Raw genomic sequence first — 12,972 nt, forward strand, 5'->3', positions numbered from 1 at the left:
CCGCCCTCAGCCCACCCGGACGCAGTCGCCCCTGCGGGTCTCGGTGCGTTCGCCCGGGGCGAGGATCAGGTCTGCCGCGGACGGGGATCTCTCACTTTCCGTGATGATGGTGACGGGGTGGTCGGTGTCGTTGATGACGGGGGTGGGGGTGCCGTCGGCGGCGTGGAAGAGGGGGTAGGTGCCGGCCAGATCGATGTAGGTCGTCCTGCCGATGGTCAGGAAACCACTGGCCGGGGGCGGGAGTTCGGGGAGGTGCGGAGTCGTGGTGGCGGTCTGGGTGACGGCCTTGGTCAGCGGCGTCAGGAGCTGGTTGATGCGGCGCATGGCGTCCCTCCGAGTGCTTCACGGGTCGGCGGGGTGGGCGGATCCACTCACCCTTCGTCACTCAGCGTAGCCGGAGGGGGTGGGTTCGTCAGCGGCGCGCGGGAGCGAAGACGGGGGCGTGCGGGGTGCGATGCACGCCGCCGAAGCTCGGTCCCGGTTCGCCTCTGCCAGCTCGCGACTGCCCGTTCGCGACGGCCCGTTCACAGCTGCCAGCTCACGGCTGCCGGTTCGCGACTGCCGGTTCGCAGTTACCGCAGCTCGGGGCTCGTGCGCGACCGCCGCCGGGCCCTTGTCGATGCCCGCGCCGCCCCGCTCGGATCCGCACCGGCCGGCCCCGGCCGAGCGCCCGGCCGGTCGTCGCCCCGGCCGTCAGTCGTCGAGCGGCAGTGCCAGGTCGCGCACGTGGCCGGCGAGGAGGAGGACGGCGGCGTCGACGGCGGCCTGGGGGTCCTGGGCGCGGATGGCGTCGGTGAGGCGGGAGTGCGGGTCGGTGGAGTCGGCGTCGGCGGTGTCCAGGCAGGCGGCGCGGCGGAGCTCCTCGCGCAGGGCGGCGCTGAGGGAGCGGTAGATGTCGGCGAGCACGGGATTGGCGCTGGCCTCGGCGACCAGGACGTGGAAGTCGGCGTCGGCGGCGGTGAACGCCTCGCTGTCGTGCCGCGCGAGGGCGGCCCTGCGGCGGTCCAGGGCGGCTTCGATGCCGGCGAGCTGTGCGTCGGTGCGGTGCTTGGCGGCCTGCCGCGCGGCGACCACGTCGAGTCCCTGGCGGACCTGGGTGACGTGGCTGAGTTCGGCGCGCTCCAGGCGGCGGCGCAGGGCGACCGCGCTGTCGTCGTCGGAGATCACGAAGGTGCCGTCGCCCTGTCGGGGTTCGAGCAGGCCGGAGTGGACGAGGGAGCGGACGGCCTCGCGGACCGAGGCGCGGCTGACGCCGAGGGCTTCGGAGAGGGCGCTCTCGGGCGGGATGCGGCTGCCCACGGGCCAGGTGCCGTTGACGATCTGGCCGCGGATCTCGTCGGTCGCGGACTCCACGAGCGACACCCGACCCTTGCGGACGGTCTGCACGCGATCACTCCCCTTTTCTCGGCAGGTCGGACGTTCGTCGGGCGGGACGGACTGCTCCGGGCGGCGCGGGAGGCGGACGGGTCCGGCGGGGGCGGGCGGCGCGGGTCCCGTGGTGCGGGACTGGCGGACGCGCGTCCTTCGGGGTGGTGGCCGGCGGCGGAGCGTCCGTTCCCGGTCGCCTGATGTCCGGCGACTCCTCGTAAGGGTAATGCGGGGCGGCGGCGGTCGGCCCCGGGCCGGTGCGGAACCGCGGTGCCGCGGACCTGCGTGAAGGGGGAGGAGGAAGGGGTGGGTGGGGTCCCGCGGGTGCCGTGGGGTGCCGGGGCGTTTGGCGTTCCGAACAAGATCGGGTCAAGTCCGGTGTGCTGCTGGGGCGGCCCGGACATACTGACGGCCGTGCGCCCGTACCCGTGGGCGCCGGGCGCGGGGCCGGCCCGCAGTCAGCGATCAGGGGGTGGTGCGTCGGTGTCTCCGGTTCCTTCGGTGTCCGCGGAGGCGTCGGTGCCTTCGCAGGCGTCGGGGCCCCCGGGGTCCTCGGGGTCGCCCGCGTCGTTCGCGGCGGCGGACCCTGCGGCGGCGACCGCGGAGTCGGTGGAGTCGGCGCGCCGGCGTACCGCGTGGGCCGAGGGGCTCGACCGGCTGCGGGCCGCCGCCACGACCGAGCCGGGGCGGTTGCGCGCGATCGGTGCGGTGCTGGCGCTGCTGGTCGTGGTGTTCGGTGCGGCGACCGCCTGGCAGGTGACGGACCGGTCCGCGGCCGCCGACGACGTCGTGCTGCGCAGTCAGCCGCTGACCGTGGACGCGGCGAGCATCTTCCGGTCGTTGGCGGACGCCGACACCACGGCGGCCGGCGGGTTCCTGGCGGGCGGCACGGAGTCCGCGGCGACCCGGCAGCGGTACGAGGCGGACCTCGCGACGGCGTCGCAGCTGCTGGTCAGGGCCGCGGCGAGCGCGCAGGTGCCGGGGGCCGCGGACGGCGCCGCGGATCGGACCGGGAAGCAGATCGCCCGGCTGAACGCGTTGCTGCCGCGGTACACCGGGTTGATCGAGACGGCCCGGACCAACAACCGGCAGGGGTTGCCGCTGGGCGGTGCCTACCTGCGGTACGCGAACGGGCTGATGCGGACGGAACTCCTGCCGGCGGCGCAGGCGTTGTACGAGGCGGAGACGGAGCGGCTGGCCGCCGACCAGGCCCGGGCCACGGCGTGGCCGTGGTGCGCGCTGGTGGCGGGGGTGGTCGCCCTCGGGGCGCTGGGCTGGGCGCAGCGCCGCCACTACCGGCGCACCAACCGGGTGCTCAACCGCGGTCTGTTGGTGGCGACGGTGGCGTCGGTCGCGGTGCTGCTGTGGTTGACGGTGGGGCACGCGGTGGCACGGGCCGGGCTGATCGACGCGTACGAGCACGGCACCCGGTCGTTGCAGGCGCTGAACACCGCCCGGATCGACGCGCTGCGGGCGCGGGCGGACGAGAACCTGACGCTGGTGGCGCGCGGGGCGGTGCTCACGGCCGATCAGAAGGACTTCTACGAGGTCGACTTCCAGACGAAGATGGGGCATCTGGCGGGCGCGGCCGGTGCGGGGCCGGTGAGCGCGGCCGGTGAGTTGGGGAAGGCGCTGGCGCTGGTGGACGACGAGGCGGGGCGGCAGGCGGTGCGGGACGCGGTGGCGGCGGCCGGGCAGTGGCGCACGCGGCACGCGGCGGCGCGGGCGGCGGACGACCGGGGCGCCTACGACCAGGCGTTGGCGCAGGTCATCGGGGGGAGCGGGTCGACGGGGGCGTCGTTCGACCGGGTGGACACCGGGCTCGGGCGGGCGTTGGTGCACGAGCAGGCGCGGTTCCGTGCGACGGCGGACGGCGGGCGGGCGGCGTTGTCGCTGCTGGCGGCGGGGGCCGCGGTGTTGGCGGCGGGTGCGGCGACGGCCGCGGTGTTGGGCGTCGGGCGCCGGCTGTCGGAGTACCGGTGAGGGGGCCGGGGATGCGGTGGACGCGCGGGCGGGGGCTGCGGGACCTGGGGACGGTGCTGGCTCCGGTGGCGGCGGGCATGGCCGTGATGGCGGCGACCGCGACGGTGCTGGTGCCGGCGCTGGGGCACGGGGCGGTGCGGCCGGAGGGGTCCGGGCCGGTGGCGGAGCACCGGGCCTACGGGCCGGGGACGGCGACCGCGACGCCGGCGGGGGCCCGCTGCACGCCGGGGACCGCGGCCCAGAGCCTGCGGCCGTCGGCGGCCGACGGGCCGGCGGTGGAACGGATCAAGAAGAAGGGGCAGTTGGTCGTCGGGGTGGACCAGAACACCTACCGGTGGGGGTACCGGGACCGGGACACCAACGAGCTGGAGGGGTTCGACATCGATCTGGCGCGGGCGATCGCCAAGGACATCCTCGGGCCGGACGCCAAGGTCGTGTTCCAGGCGGTGCCGACCAACCAGCGGATCCCCGCGGTGCGGCAGCGCACGGTGGACCTGGTGGTGCGGACGATGACGATCAATTGTGCGCGCAAGGAGCAGGTGGCGTTCTCGACGGCGTACTTCCAGGCGGGGCAGCAGGTGCTGGCGCCGAAGGCGTCGTCGATCACGGCGTTCGACGATTCGCTGCGCGGGCGGCGGGTGTGCACGGCGGACGGTTCGACGGGGGAGGCGGAGTTGCGTCAGCAGCCGCACGGTGCACGGGTGTTGACGGCGCCGAACCAGTTGGACTGCCTGGTGCGGTTGCAGTTGGGCGAGGCGGACGCGGTGGTCACCGACAGTGCGTTGGCGGCGGCGCAGGCGGCGCAGGACCCGACGGTGGAGCTGAAGGGCAAGCCGTTCACGGACGAGTCGTACGGCGTGGCGATGAACAAGGACGATCCGGATCTGGTGCGGCGGGTCAACAAGGTCCTGGACGACTACCGCAGCGGGGGCCACGACAGTGCGTGGATGCGGGCGTACCGCAAGTGGCTCCAGGCCGATCTGCCGGGCATATCGGGGCCGCCGGCGCCGGAGTACGGCGACTGAGCGTGGCCCGGCCGTGGTCGGGGGCCCCACGGAACGTCCGATGGGGTCACTATGGAGGGACGGGAGCGGGGGAAAGGGGAGGCGAAGGGCCGGCGAGCGAGCCGGGCGCACCAACCGCCGTGCACGGTACGCGTATTGGAGAGGTGATCGATGGGGGTCCCTGGACCCTTCCCCAGCTCGGCGGGGCGGCCCGACGCCCCGGAGCTGGACCGGGAGGAGGCGGACCGTGCGCTGGCGCGGCTCGGCGCCGAGTACGAGGCGATCGAGACCTCGCTGTCGGCGTTGCAGGACCACGCCGGGCGTCGGCTCCTGGAGGGCGCCGACCTGTCGGGCGTCACCAAGGAGCGGTGGGCGAGGACGGAGCGGTCCCTGACGGAGCTGTGGTCGCTGTTCGACGCGTACACCGAGGTGTTGGAGGCGGCCCGGGAGGTGCGGGCGCGGCGGCGTTGGCCGTCCGCGGCGGATCTGGCGGAGCTGTCGGAGGTGCTGGGCCGCGGTGCGGCGCCGGTCGCGGTGTCGGACGGTGCCGGCGGGGAGCCGGGCGGCGGGGCGCGGATCGGCCTGGCGGAGCTGGTGGACCGGTTGACCGGGCTGTACGCGCGGTCGTTGGACGTCATCGTGGCGGCGGACGCGGTGTGGTCGGCGTTGCCGGCGCGGATAGACCTGTTGGCCGAGGAGTTGCGGCGGACACGGTCGTTGGCGCATTCGGTGGGGGTGCGGCCCGGGGAGCATCCGGCCGGTGACGACCTGGAGCGGATCACGGAGGAGCTGGCGCGGTTGCGGTCCCAGGTGATCGTGGATCCGTTGGCGTTCTGGGTGTCGTCGGGGGCGGGGAGCGCGGCGCCGGGCGGCGGTCGGCCGGACACCGTGCGGTACGACCGGGCGGCGCGGGCGTTGGAGGACATCCGGCGTGAGGTGGCTGCGGTGCTGGACGTGCGGCAGGACGCGGAGCGGCGGTTGATGGGCGTGCGGGACGTGCTGTCGCGGGCGGACCGGACGTTGACCGAGGCGCGGCAGGCGCGCGGCGAGGTGCTGGCGAAGATCGCCGCGTCGGAGGTGCCGGCGGTGAGCGGTCCGTCGACGGTGCTGCACGAGCAGTTGGCGGCGGCCGCGGAGTACCGGCGCCGGTCGCAGTGGCACCGGTTGTCGCCGCTGCTGGACGGTTTGGAGGAGCGGGCCGAGGAGGAACTGAAGCGGGCCCGGGAGTCGTTGACGGCGGTGACGGCGCCGTTGGCGGTGCGGGCCGAGTTGCGGGGCCGGCTCGACGCGTACCGGGCGCGAGTGGCGCGGCACGGTGTGGCGGCGGATCCGTTGCTGGTGGAGCGGTACGACCTGGCGCGCCGGATGTTGTGGAGTGCGCCGTGCGATCTGCGGGCGGCGGAGCAGGCGGTGTGGCGCTATCAGGAGGCGGCGGCGGAGGCGATGGTCGTGCAGGTCCGCGACGGCCGGGGGGAGCCGTGACGGAACGGGACGGGGGGCGGTGCCAGCGCCGGGAGTGCGCGGGGCGCTACGAGGACGTCGGCGGCGGGGAACTGTACTGCGAGGTGTGCGGGCTGGCGCCGGTGGTGTCGCCCGAGGGGCTGCTGTCGGCGACCGCGACGGTGTTGACGGAGCGCAGGGGCGTCGGGGACGCGACGGTCGCCGCGCAGGCGCCGTCCGGGGGCGGCCGGGGGCGCCGGTCGGACGGGACGCACCTGCCGGGGCGCGCTTCGGGGGCCGGCGGCGGGTCGGGCGGTCGGACGGCGCCGGTGGTGCACGGTGTGGGCAGCGGCCGGCCGGGGTCGGGCTCCGGGGGCGGTTCCGGGGCGTCGCGCGGCCGGTTGGGGGCCGGGCTGGTGTCGGTGCCGCAGGTGCCGCGGCGCGATCCGCTGGCGGCGGTGCTGGCCGACCCGGAGGTGCCGGAGCGGAAGCGGTTCTGCAGCCGCGGGGAGTGCGGGGCGCCGGTGGGCCGGGGCCGGGACGGGCGTCCGGGTACGGCGGAGGGCTTCTGCACCCGGTGCGGCCATCCGTACAGCTTCGTACCGAAGTTGCGGGCCGGGGAGCTGGTGCACGACCAGTACGAGGTCGCGGGGTGCCTGGCGCACGGCGGGCTGGGCTGGATCTACCTGGCGCGGGACCGGGCGGTCGACGACCGGTGGGTGGTGCTCAAGGGGCTGCTGGACACCGGAGACGAGGAGGCGCTGGCGGCGGCGGTGTCCGAGCGGCGGTTCCTGGCGGCGATCGAGCACCCCAACATCGTGCGGATCTACAACTTCGTGGAGCACCTGGACCGTTCGACGGGCAGTCGGGACGGCTACATCGTCATGGAGTACGTCGGCGGCACGTCGTTGAAGGACCTCGCCAACGAACGGCGCACCTCCCACGGGCGGCGCGATCCGCTGCCGGTGGAGCAGGCGTGCGCGTACGGCATCGAGGCGCTGGAGGCGCTCGGGCACCTGCACGGCCGGCAGTTGCTCTACTGCGACTTCAAGGTCGACAACGCCATCCAGCAGCACGACCGGCTGAAGCTGATCGACCTGGGTGCGGTGCGGCGGGCGGACGACCACGAGAGCCCGCTGTTCGGGACGATCGGCTACCAGGCGCCGGAGGTCGGCGAGGTGGGGCCGTCGGTCGGCTCCGACCTGTACACCGTCGCGCGGACCCTCGCCGTCCTCACCTTCGACTTCCAGGGCTACACCAACGTCTTCGCGGACTCGCTGCCGGACCCGGACCACATCGAGGTGTTCCGCTCCTACGAGTCGTTCTACCGGCTGCTGGTGCGGGCCACCGACCCGGACCCGGGGCGGCGCTTCGGGTCGGCGGAGGAGATGGCCGAGCAGTTGACGGGCGTGCTGCGGGAGGTGGTGGCGCTCCGGACGGGCGAGCCGCGGCCGGCGCCGTCGACCCTGTTCGGGCCGGAACTGCGGGTGGTGGGCACCGAGCCGCTGCCGCCGCCGGCCGGGGACGCGTCGCTGCTGGGCGGCCGCCGGAGCGGTCGGGGACGCGGGCGGCGGCCGGCGGATCCGGTGCGGGCGGCCGGGGGGCCGCAGCCGCGCCCCCTCGACGCGGCGGGGGCGGCGCTGGCGCTGCCGGTGCCGCGGGTCGATCCGGACGACCCCCAGGCCGGGTTCCTGGCCTCCCTGCACGCCGCGACCCCGGCGGAACTGCTGGCCGCGCTGCGGGCGGCACCGACCGACTCACCGGAGGTCCGCCTGCGGGCCCTGCGCGCCCAACTGGAGCTGGGGCGGGACGCGGCGGCCCCGCAGTGGGACGCGCCGGACGCCGGGGAGCGGTGGGACGCCGGCGGGCTGGTGGACGGGTCCGGGGACTGGCGGGCGGTGTGGCACCGCGGGCTGGTGGCGCTGGCGACCGGTGACCGGGAGGGCGCGGCGCTGGCCTTCGACGCGGTCTACGACGCCTTTCCGGGTGAACCGGCGCCGAAGCTGGCGCTGGGCGTCAGCGCCGAACTGCTGGGGCAGTTGGACAACGCCGCGGAGTACTACCGCCTGGTGTGGGCGACCGACCGCGGGTACGTGAGTGCCGCGTTCGGGTTGGCCCGGGTGCGGCTGGCGGCCGGTGACCGGACGGGGGCGGTGGCGGCCCTGGAGTCCGTGCCGGAGGCGTCCATCCACTACACGGCGGCCCGGATCGCGGCGGTCCGGGCTCGGCTGCGGCAGCGCTCCCCCCGGGAGCCACTGCTGCCGGACCTGACGGCCGCCGCCCAACAGGTCGAGGCGCTCGCCGACTTCGGACTGGACGACCGGCGGCGGGAACTCCTCGCCGCCGAAGTACTGGGCAGTGCCCTGGACTGGGTACTCTCCGGAGGCCACGGCGACGGGCCCTTGGCCGGCGCCCTCGGTGACGGGGGGTCGGGCGGCACGGTCGGGCCGCCGACCGCGCACCAGCGGCCGGCGCTGCTCGGCAGCCCGTTGGACGAACGCGGGCTGCGGTTCGGGCTGGAGCGTTCGTACCGCCTGCTGGCGCGCCTCGCGCAGCGTGGCGAGGAAAGGATCGAGCTGGTGGAGCGGGCCAACCGCTTCCGCCCCAGGACATGGGTGTGACATGGGTGTGACTGGGCCGTCCCGGTGCCGGAGCTGCGGCGAGCCGCTCGACGCGGGGGACAACTACTGCGGGCGGTGCGGCGCCGATCCCCTGGCGTCGGGCGGGTACGGGGTACCCGCCGGATACGGGACACCGCCGGCCGCGACGTACCCGACGGGGCCGGTGGTGCGGGTGGGACCGCCGCCGCCGGACCCCACGACCCGCCTCCCGTTCGCGGAGTACGGCGATCCGGTGGCGGCGCAGGCCGGTGCCGGCGACCGGCCGGCCGACCCCCGGGTGGTCGGCTACGAGGCGGTCGCCGACGCTGCCGCCGGCACCGGGCCGCGGGCCGAAGCGGACGCCTCCGCGGCGGACCCGGACGCGTCCGGCGCCGAAGCAGAAGCGGAGCGCGCGACGGACCTCGGCGCGGCCGGTGCGCCGGCGCCGGAGGCGGTCGGCGGGGCGTCAAGCGGAGCCGCCACCGGACCGGTTGCGAAGCCCGGCTCCGATCGCTCGGCGGCGGGAACCGGAACGGCACCGAAGGCCCCGGCGGGGCCGCCGCCCCGCGATCATCTGGAGCGGGCGGCGACCGGCGGCGCGGCGGTCAGCGACCGCGGCCACCGGCACCACCGCAACGAGGACTTCTTCGCGCTCGCCGACACCGCGCTGCCGGACGGCTCGCCCGCAGTGATCGCGGTGGTCTGCGACGGGGTCTCCTCGGCGACCCGCCCGGACGAGGCGTCCGAGGTGGCCGCCGAGCGGGCCGCGGGCGCGCTGCGGATGTCGCTGCCGCGCGGTGAGCACCCGCAGCAGGCCATGCGCGACGCGGTGCTGGCGGCCTCGGCGGCGGTCGACGCGCTGGCCGCCGACCCGTCGATAGCGCACGACGAGTACCGCCAACAGAACGCCCCGGCCTGCACCTTCGTCGGCGCCGTGGTCGGCGCCGACGTGCTGACCATCGGCTGGGTCGGCGACAGCCGGGCGTACTGGATCCCCGACGACCGCACCGCGGCGCCGGTCCGGCTGACCGAGGACGACTCCTGGGCCGCCCAGATGGTCGCCAACAACCTGATGACGGCGGCCGAGGCCAACGCCGACGAGCGGGCGCACGCCATCACCGGCTGGCTGGGCGCGGACGCGTACGAGGTCGAACCGCATGTCGCGGCGTTCCGGCCGGATGGGCCGGGGACCGTGGTGGTGTGCACGGACGGGCTGTGGAACTACGCCGAGGAGGCCAAGGCGCTGGCCGCGGTGCTGCCGCTGGACGCGCCGGCCCGGCCGTTGCAGGCCGCGCGGGTGCTGGTCGAACACGCCCTGGACGGCGGCGGGCACGACAACGTAACGGTCGCGGTGGTGCCGTTCCCGGCGCCGTCGCCAGGGGCAGGATCGGCCTGAGCACCTCGAAGCCGCACGTGCCGGACCCGGCCACCACCCAACGGGCCGCCCGCCCGCCGGTGGACCGGCCGGCCGGCGGCGGCCGCAAGGAGCGGACGTCATCCATGGCCAACTTCGCCAAGTCGCGGGTGCCGCGGTTCACCGTCGAGGTGCACCACAACCCGCATCTCCCCGAGGGCGGGCGGACGCTGCACGCGGTGGTCACCGTCACCTCGACCGGGGGCGGTTCGACCGGCGGCCGGCCGGTGCCCGGGCCGCGGTCGCCCGCGTCGGTGGTGGCGGCCGGTGCGGAGCCCGGGACCGGACCGGCCCTCGGCCGGGCCGCGGGGGTCGTGCTGCGGGTGCGGACCCCGCTGGGTGCCGAGGTCGCGTTGCTGCGGCAAGTGGCGCCCACCGCCGAGGACCTGACCGTCCGGCGGAGCGCTGCGGGGCCGCGCTCGGGCGACTACCCCACCGGCCCCTGGGGCGACGAGTCCCGCGACTACCACCTCGTCCTGCGGGTCCCCGATCCCGGGCTCGGCCGGGAGATGCTCGCCGCCCGGATCTCGGTACTGCTGCCGGCGCCGGACGGCGCTGCCCCCCGGGTCGTGGCGCAGGGCCTGGTCCGGGCCGTGTGGACGGACGATCCGGTCGCCGCGGTACGCATCGACCCGCACGTCGCGCACCACACAGAACGGTCCGAACTGGCGCAAGTCATCCAGCGGGGACTGGATGCGGCCAAGTGGGGAGATGCCGGCCGTGCCGTGGCGGAGCTGCGTCGCGCGGCGGCGCTGGCCGGCCCCCCGGGGAACGGTGACACTGCGAAACTCCTTGCGAAGGTGGTGGGCGACGTCGATCCCGCGACCGGTACTGTGCGACAGGCGGCGCAGGCGGCCGAGGTCGAACGGGAGGGCTCCCGGACGACCCCCGAACCCCCTGCACCGGCCGGAGAAACAGCAACGAACGAACACGATCAGCTCTGATCGGTACCACCCGGAAGAAACGGTACGGAGGGGGAAGAACCGACATGCCTACCTGCCCGAACGGCCACCAGTCGGTGGCCGAAGACTGGTGCGAGGTGTGCGGCCAGCGCATGGCGGGCGCCGTTCCCCCGCCGCCCTCCCTGCCCGCGGGATTCCTGAACACGCCAGCGCCCGCCGACCCGACCGGCCCCGCGGGCCCGCCGCCCGGCCAGCCCGCACCGCCGCCGCCCGGAATGCCCGGCCCCCCGCCGGTGGGCCAGCCCGGTCCCCCGCCGGGAATGCCCGGCCCCGGCCCGGTCGGTCAGCCCGCGCCGCCGCCGGCACCCTTCGAACAGCAGCAGCCGGGTCCGCCGCCCGGAATGCCCGGCCCCGGTGGCCAGCCGCCGCAGGGCGGTTACGGCTTCCCGCCGCCGGCGCCCTTCGAGCAGCACCAGCCGGGCCCGCCGCCGGGAATGCCCGGCCCCGGCGCCCAACCGCCGCAGGGCGGCTACGGGTTCCCGCCGCCGGCCCCCGGCCCCGGCATGCCCGGTATGCCGCCGCACGGCGCACCGGCCCCCGCGCCCGGCCCCGAACAGTCCACCGAGTTCTGCCCGCAGTGCCGCACCCCGCGGCAGGGCATGACGCCGTTCTGCTCCGAGTGCCAGTACAACTTCCTCACCAACTCCCCGGCGTCGTTCGCCCCGCCGCCCGGCGCCCCGATGCCCGGCGGCCCGCCGCAGGGCGGCTACGGCTTCCCCCCGCCGGCGCCCGGCCCCGGCATGCCCGGCCCCGGCGCCCCGATGCCTGGAGGCCCGCCGCAGGACGGCTACGGCTTCCCGCCACCGACCCCGTTCGAGCAGCAGCAGCCGGGCCCGCCGCCCGGAATGCCCGGCCCCGGTGGCCAGCCGCCGCAGGGCGGCTACGGCTTCCCGCCGCCGGCCCCCGGCCCCGGCATGCCCGGCCCCGGCCCGGCGGGCCAGCCCGGTCCCCCGCCGCAACAGGGCGGTGACGACTGGACGTTGACCCCGCCGAACCAGCAGGCCGCCGCGCCGATGGCGCCGCCGCAGCCCGGACCCGCCCCGTTCGAGCAGCAGCAGCCGCCCCCGTTCCCGCAGCAGCCGCAGCAGCCGCAGCAGCAGCCGCAAGGCTTCGAGCAGCACGGCTTCGACCAGCCGCAGCCGGGACCCGACGGGCAGTGGCCCGGCGGCCCCGGCCCCGGCCAGGCCCCGGCGGCCCCGCCGCAGGGTCCGCCGCCGGTGGTCGGCGACGGCTGGGTGGTGGCCATCGCGCCGGACCGCGAGTACTTCATGGCGATGATGGGCCGCAGCGGCCCGGAGGCGGCCGGCCTCAACCTGCCCTCGTACTCGCCCGAGCAGGTGCTGCCGCTCGCGAACGGCCAGATCTCCGTCGGCCGGCGCCGCAACAGCACCGGCGAGTCCCCGGACGTCGACCTGGGCCGGACCCCGGAGGACCCGGGCGTCTCGCACCAGCACGCGCTGCTCGTCCAGCAACAGGACGGCAGTTGGGCGGTGGTGGACCAGAACTCCACCAACGGCACCACGGTCAACCTCGCCGCGGAGCCGATCCAGCCGTACGTCCCGGTGCCGCTGCACGAGGGCGACCGGGTGCACGTCGGCGCCTGGACGACGCTGACCGTCCGCCGCGGCTGACCGCGCACACTCCCACTCCGGGGCGTGATCGACCGATCGCGCCCCGGAGTCGCGCCCGCCACCGGTCGTCCTAAGTCCCGAGTCCTCGGTCGGGGCGTCTGCCACCATGGACCGGTGAACAACATTCCGCACGGCACGCTTCAGGAGCAGACCTTCTACGAGCAGGTCGGTGGCGAGGACACCTTCCGCCGCCTGGTGCGCCGCTTCTACGAGGGGGTCGCCGAGGACCCGCTGCTGCGGCCGATGTACCCGGAGGAGGACCTGGGGCCGGCCGAGGAGCGCCTCGCCCTCTTCCTCATGCAGTACTGGGGAGGCCCCCGCACCTACAGCGACAACCGCGGCCACCCCCGGCTGCGGATGCGGCACGCCCCGTTCACCGTCGACCGGGCCGCGCACGACGCCTGGCTGCGGCACATGCGGGACGCGGTGGACTCCCTCGAACTCACCGAGGAACACCGCGCGCAGCTGTGGGACTACCTCACGTACGCGGCCGCCTCCATGGTCAACACCGCGGGGTGAGAGAACGGTCACACCGACCGGAACCCGCGCGTCCCCGTCACGATCCGGTCA

The 12,972-nt window shown here is 75.9% G+C and carries 10 protein-coding genes; 8 read left to right on the plus strand and 2 right to left on the minus strand.

Annotation, left to right across the window (positions count from 1 at the left end):
* Positions 1 to 6 precede the first annotated feature (6 nt).
* The gene (locus tag ABD385_RS15435) at positions 7 to 324 is read right to left on the minus strand and encodes a hypothetical protein (RefSeq protein ID WP_344575897.1); all 318 of its coding nucleotides are present in this window, start codon (positions 322 to 324) and stop codon (positions 7 to 9) included.
* Positions 325 to 693: 369 nt separating this feature from the next.
* The gene (locus ABD385_RS15440) at positions 694 to 1,386 is read right to left on the minus strand and encodes a FadR/GntR family transcriptional regulator (protein WP_344575899.1); all 693 of its coding nucleotides are present in this window, start codon (positions 1,384 to 1,386) and stop codon (positions 694 to 696) included.
* A 501-nt stretch (positions 1,387 to 1,887) separates the two neighbouring features.
* Here ABD385_RS15440 and ABD385_RS15445 point away from each other — a divergent pair.
* From ABD385_RS15445 to ABD385_RS15480, 8 genes are all read left to right on the plus strand, one after another.
* The gene (locus ABD385_RS15445; RefSeq protein ID WP_425585405.1) at positions 1,888 to 3,351 is read left to right on the plus strand and encodes a hypothetical protein; all 1,464 of its coding nucleotides are present in this window, start codon (positions 1,888 to 1,890) and stop codon (positions 3,349 to 3,351) included.
* A gap of 11 nt (positions 3,352 to 3,362) precedes the next feature.
* The gene (locus tag ABD385_RS15450) at positions 3,363 to 4,376 is read left to right on the plus strand and encodes a glutamate ABC transporter substrate-binding protein (RefSeq protein WP_344575901.1); all 1,014 of its coding nucleotides are present in this window, start codon (positions 3,363 to 3,365) and stop codon (positions 4,374 to 4,376) included.
* A 150-nt stretch (positions 4,377 to 4,526) separates the two neighbouring features.
* Positions 4,527 to 5,837, plus strand: a complete 1,311-nt coding sequence (locus ABD385_RS15455) for a hypothetical protein (protein ID WP_344575903.1) — start codon at positions 4,527 to 4,529, stop codon at positions 5,835 to 5,837.
* Positions 5,834 to 8,416 (plus strand): serine/threonine-protein kinase, encoded by a 2,583-nt coding sequence (locus tag ABD385_RS15460; RefSeq protein ID WP_344575904.1) that lies wholly within the window; start codon positions 5,834 to 5,836, stop codon positions 8,414 to 8,416. The genes ABD385_RS15455 and ABD385_RS15460 overlap by 4 nt, the downstream gene beginning before the upstream one ends.
* A 1-nt stretch (position 8,417) precedes the next feature.
* Positions 8,418 to 9,791, plus strand: coding sequence for a protein phosphatase 2C domain-containing protein (locus ABD385_RS15465; RefSeq protein ID WP_344575906.1), 1,374 nt, complete (start codon positions 8,418 to 8,420; stop codon positions 9,789 to 9,791).
* A gap of 104 nt (positions 9,792 to 9,895) precedes the next feature.
* The gene (locus ABD385_RS15470) at positions 9,896 to 10,753 is read left to right on the plus strand and encodes a hypothetical protein (protein ID WP_344576144.1); all 858 of its coding nucleotides are present in this window, start codon (positions 9,896 to 9,898) and stop codon (positions 10,751 to 10,753) included.
* A gap of 44 nt (positions 10,754 to 10,797) precedes the next feature.
* The gene (locus ABD385_RS15475; RefSeq protein WP_425585406.1) at positions 10,798 to 12,402 is read left to right on the plus strand and encodes an FHA domain-containing protein; all 1,605 of its coding nucleotides are present in this window, start codon (positions 10,798 to 10,800) and stop codon (positions 12,400 to 12,402) included.
* Positions 12,403 to 12,516: 114 nt separating this feature from the next.
* The gene (locus ABD385_RS15480) at positions 12,517 to 12,921 is read left to right on the plus strand and encodes a globin (RefSeq protein ID WP_344575909.1); all 405 of its coding nucleotides are present in this window, start codon (positions 12,517 to 12,519) and stop codon (positions 12,919 to 12,921) included.
* The last annotated feature ends 51 nt before the right edge of the window (positions 12,922 to 12,972 follow it).

The sequence above is a fragment of the Streptomyces lunalinharesii genome, from assembly GCF_039532155.1.
GTDB classification, from domain to species: domain Bacteria; phylum Actinomycetota; class Actinomycetes; order Streptomycetales; family Streptomycetaceae; genus Streptomyces; species Streptomyces lunalinharesii.